Genomic DNA, 4,836 nt, shown 5'->3' on the forward strand with positions numbered 1-4,836 from the left:
ATTTCAGAATTTCTCGGAAAAACCCTGTCAAGTGTTTTTTCAAAAATTGAGCTGAATAGTTACACCTGAATATCATCGCCCGCCTCAAGGGTCAGACTGTTTACATTACCGGCATCAGTAGAGAAGCCAGTGGCGATTTTAATATCCCGTGTGGCCTCCAGGATGACATTGGTGCCATTATCGTTGGCATCATTAAGATCACCATCCAAAAGATCACGAATGGCAATGTGAGAGAAAGTAACTTCGTCTCCCGCTTCATAACTGAAGTTTACGGTACCTGATTCAGGCACAGGGTCCGGATTAAGGGTTTCCTGAATAATTATATCCTGCGGATCTAACAACAACGTTCCCGCCCCACCGGGACCCGAGAGGCTGGCAGTGCCCCTAAAATCCAACACTTCCTTACCAGAGACTTCCGCAAAGCCTCCCAGCCCGTGGGCTCCAGTCCCCTTGGCTTCGAGGTGACCAGCATAGCGTGTAACCTCATCGGCCCAGACAATAACGCGCCCGCCGTCGCCGTCGGCAAGTGCGTTGGCTTGAAGGACGGTTTCCGGACCGAGGTAGGTACGCTCACTGTTGCGAATAGCGGTATTTTGGCCCTTGTAATCACCCCCCACCAAAATTTGGCCACCGCCGCTCGCGCCGGAGGCATTAAGGCTAGCATGATCCGTCAGTCCGACCCGCTGCCCCAACACAGCGATATTGCCGCCCTGCCCGATTTGGTTCTGCGCGCTAATGCGGCCATGTTCAGTGACCAGGGTCGTACCTTGGGCGTGGAGCTCGACCTGTCCACCGGCACCACTGAGCTGGCTGTCGGCTTGAACAACGCCACTATGGGTAATATTCTCACCCAGCACCGCCACTCGTCCCGCTGGACTTGAGGTGCTGGATACGTTCAGTGTGCCGGTATTCACCACATCGGCACCGCCGCCGAGTGTAAAGCTACCGTCGTCATGAACCACCACGCTGTCAGCGTGACCCACGCCTCCGGTGTTAACCGCTTGCGAGAAAATATCCTGGCTGGTACTGGCGGTGAGCAGTACGCGGCCTCCCGCCGCGCTAATCTCGCCGTTATTGACCAGCGCCGGATCAACCCCCAGTTCGTCTTGCAAAATTTCACGGGTGACTCGAACACCCATTAGACCGGTATCATCAAAGGTAACTACCGCCTCTTTGCCGGCAGCAAGATTGACTGCACCCAACTCAGCGGAGATAACCCCTTCATTGTTGACCCGCCGGCCCAGCAGCCCAACAGAACCACCCGTGGAAGCCTGAATGATACCGCGATTAATAACAGCGCCTTCCGTCCCCTCCAGGGCCGCAAAGGTAAAATCACCGTTCATAAAATCGCTGGTATCAACACTCAGGCCGCTGGCGATCATCCCTCCAACATTAACCTGCGCGTCCTTACCAAACACCATACCGTGGGGGTTAACCAAAACCACTAGACCATTGGCATTAATCTGGCCGTGAATTTCAGAGCCTCGATGGCTCAATATGCGGTTAAGAGCAATGGAGTCCGAGCCGGGCTGGATATAGTTAACAATTTCATCGGAGTCGACATCGAAGCTGTCCCAATCCACCGCCAAGCGATCCGTTGCCTGAGTCACGGTAGTGGTCCGATCACCCTGGACAATATCGCCTTTTCCGCCAACGACCCTACCGCTTTCCGGTCCGGCCAGAACAGGAGAAGCACATAAAGCCTGGCTGACCGCCATAACGGCGGCGGGCAGGACGCGGCGGCGAAAGAAAGACTTACGGCACGGAACGTTCCCGGTGGTATGTATCGGCCTCATGCCAACTCCTTTAAACTATAACGTCAGATCAATCAATAAAGACTAAACACTTTGAAGTTCAGTCAATTAGTCTCGTCATTCAATGCTGCCACTGGGCTTGCTTAGAACAAGCCGCTCACCAGTCACCAAGTCAATAACGTAGAGTAGATTGATATTGCTCGTCATTGGATCGCTCAATCCAACTATATACTCCTCATTAGCGACCAATACCATATCAATAATGAACCCCATATTATTGGAGTTGTGAGGTACACCCGGTCCTGAAACTACGCTAATAGCACGGGTCTCCGAATCCACCGACCAGAGCGACTGAGAGTAGCCGTCAAACGTCAGCACACGCCTCTCCGGATTATCACTTGCTACAGCGGATGCATAAACTTTCGGCGTACCTTCAGGGTTACCTTCAGCCAAAAATATTTCCCGTACACCATTAGATAAATCCACCGATAAGATTCCAGAGGGGTCTCTTTGCCCAATTAGTGCACGCCCTCGGGTATCGTCAATCAGCAACTGAGTGGGTACTTTGATTTCAGGCCCGGAGTCTGCCATATCGTTGCTGGAAACAAGAGTACGCAGGCCAGCAGTAAGATCTATGGCGGCGAGGTGGCTGCTCGACCCCCGTCTAACCATAAAGGCTTGCTTCTCATCGGAAGGATCTATCGCCATCCCCGCTGGCGAGAAGAGTGAAGGTTGGTCGCTGGTGGGAGTCTCATTACTACTGAGGATACTCACGCTTCTGTCAGTCGTTTTCAGGTCTACCTCTAGAATGGCGTCACCTTCTGTTGACGAATCTGCACCGATCAACAGCCGACTACGCTGTTTATCCAACAACAACCCATCGGGGTCTTGAAAAGACAAGCCGCTTTCAGCATTCCCATCGACGAATACCGAACGACTTCCAGTTGATAAGTCAATAGCCACAACCCTGTTTTCTTGAAGATCTGTTACCAACACTTGGTTACGATCTTCATCAAAGAGCACACTTCTTGGCTGTGCAATCGCCACCTCATCATCCGGAAACGCCTCAGCAAAGGCCTGCTGAACCACCGTCACACTTTGCCGCTCTTCCTCGCTTACCTTGTTGCCCAAGGCATCCTCGGCTTGCAGAGTAATGGTGTTCTCGCCCGGACCAAGGGTGACTTTCTTTTGCCAGTTAGAAAGGTCATCGGATTCAATTTCGTAGTCATTAACACTGTCATTATTGCTAACGGTCAATGTGACTCGACTCACCGCACTCAGCTCGTCCTCGGCGGTGCCGCGAACAATGACGGTCTCGCCTTCGGTGGCGGTCATGGGAGGTGGGAAAACAAAGGCCGCCTCAGGCGCCTCGGTGTCGGCCCTGGCCACGATATCAAAGGTGGTGGTGTAGTCGCCTACGGTGACGGTAACGGTCTGGGTCTCTCCCGGGGTGTCGGGGGCGGTTCCTTGCAGGACCAGCCGATCATCGGGATCGATGTCGCTCGTTTCTGACTGGAACCTTCCCCCGTTTAGCTGGTACTGCCCCTCTTTCACAGAGATCTTTACTGAAGCCCCTCTGTCAAAGCCGTCGACAGTGGCGGGCTCTGAGGTTTTCGTGGCGCCAGGATCTACACCCTCCTCAGTCGCAAAGGTAAAAGGCGTTGGGCTGGTGTCGGGCGGGATGGGCTTACCCGGGGGAGTGCCGCCTCCACTGCTGCCACCACAGGCGACGAGCGCAAAATAGGTAATGGTGAGGAAAATAGTGCTGGAAAGGCGACGTAATGGCGAAGTCAGCATGACCTTGTCACTCCTTGTATTCCGTGTCGGTTTTAGGAGCCCGCATTCTGCCATACATTCGTGGTGGAAAAGTGTGACGGGGTCAACGGTTAGGACCACAGACCGGCGGAGACCTAGGGCGGTAGGCGCAGAACACCCGCGCCGACGCCAAAATCATCTACAGTGAAGGCTGGATCACTAAAATAGGGGCTAGCGTTAATTTATAACCGGCCCTGCTCGTAGTCCTCTGCCAGCTGCTTCAAGTAGTCCATTAATCCATTCTCAAAAAGCCAGGGGTCAGACAGGGAGAGCGTCTGCAAGTCGTCCGACGACATGTGGCTCTGGCGGCTGGCATTCGTTATTGTGTAGCCAGGATGATCACAGCCAGCCCCCATGCTGCGTAAGATATGAAGCGTCTCTCCTGCCACCTCCTCTTCATAACTCAGCTTATGAGCTGGCAACCCACCCTCTTCTGGCGGTTTGAAGAACTTTTGTTCAATCACATCAATAAACCAGCGAATAGCGGGAATGGGGAGCTCAATTTGATTTGCAATTAATTTGCTTTGGCCGGCTCTAGAACTGGTCTCAGGGAAAGTATGAACTCTTTCTCTGTAAACGAGAAAATGGCTATTTTGTTTAATAAAATAGAAATCCATTCCATCCGTCTTCATAGGACTTTCAAAAAAACGCAGCAACTGATGCTCTGGCTTGGGATTTCGAGGATCGTACTGTTCAAATATCTGCATGCTTTTTCCTTATAGCCGTTTCGCGGGAAGTCGCTTGGCGCTGCCGCGACTTTCCAGATCACCTAAAGTTTTTGGGTTTTTATCCAGTGTATATGTTTCTACCGCGCCACGATCACCGCCTCCAGGCAACAGATTCTTGGTAGTACCATCCCCGGTAAAGTGTTGATTGGCGCCAAATTCGGATTGGACAGCAGCTCGAGCTTTAAACTTCTCTTTGTTATCGGCAATCGAAAAGTGCTCATCGGCATACTCAGCGACATCATCCCTCTCTTGGATATCCAAACCATCCTTCTCAAATTCCTCCATGTGCTTGTCATACTCAGCGCTGTACTCGGGCGTCATAACTTTATCGACTTGTGCTGGATCAACACCCTTGATTTCGCCCTTCGCAAGCTTCGCCATATTCTCATAAGTGGGCACCAAGGTAACGGACTGGCCCGCGCCTGGGGCTTGGGTGTCTACGACCACCAGCGTGTAGTCAGCCTTGGGCTTGGGCTTAAACCCCAACAACGGCGCCAAGGTGTTCGGGTCAGTATCGGCGTTTTCCGCTTGGTTGAAGG

Annotated in this window: 4 protein-coding genes; all 4 read right to left on the minus strand. The window is 52.6% G+C overall.

Features of this window, described 5'->3' with window-relative positions; all coding sequences use genetic code 11:
* Positions 1-59 precede the first annotated feature (59 nt).
* On the minus strand, positions 60-1,796 hold the full coding sequence (locus AAE514_RS18170; RefSeq protein ID WP_347332981.1) for a two-partner secretion domain-containing protein: 1,737 nt from the start codon (positions 1,794-1,796) through the stop codon (positions 60-62).
* Between the two features lie 75 nt (positions 1,797-1,871).
* Entirely contained in the window at positions 1,872-3,551 is a 1,680-nt protein-coding gene (locus AAE514_RS18175) for a hypothetical protein (protein ID WP_347332982.1), read from the minus strand.
* A 200-nt stretch (positions 3,552-3,751) separates the two neighbouring features.
* Positions 3,752-4,276, minus strand: a complete 525-nt coding sequence (locus AAE514_RS18180) for a hypothetical protein (protein ID WP_347332983.1) — start codon at positions 4,274-4,276, stop codon at positions 3,752-3,754.
* Between the two features lie 9 nt (positions 4,277-4,285).
* On the minus strand, positions 4,286-4,836 hold a 551-nt coding region (locus AAE514_RS18185; protein WP_430623923.1), incomplete at its 5' end, for a hypothetical protein.

Origin of the sequence: Marinimicrobium locisalis (genome assembly GCF_039822625.1) — a bacterium.
Lineage (GTDB): Bacteria > Pseudomonadota > Gammaproteobacteria > Pseudomonadales > Cellvibrionaceae > Marinimicrobium > Marinimicrobium locisalis.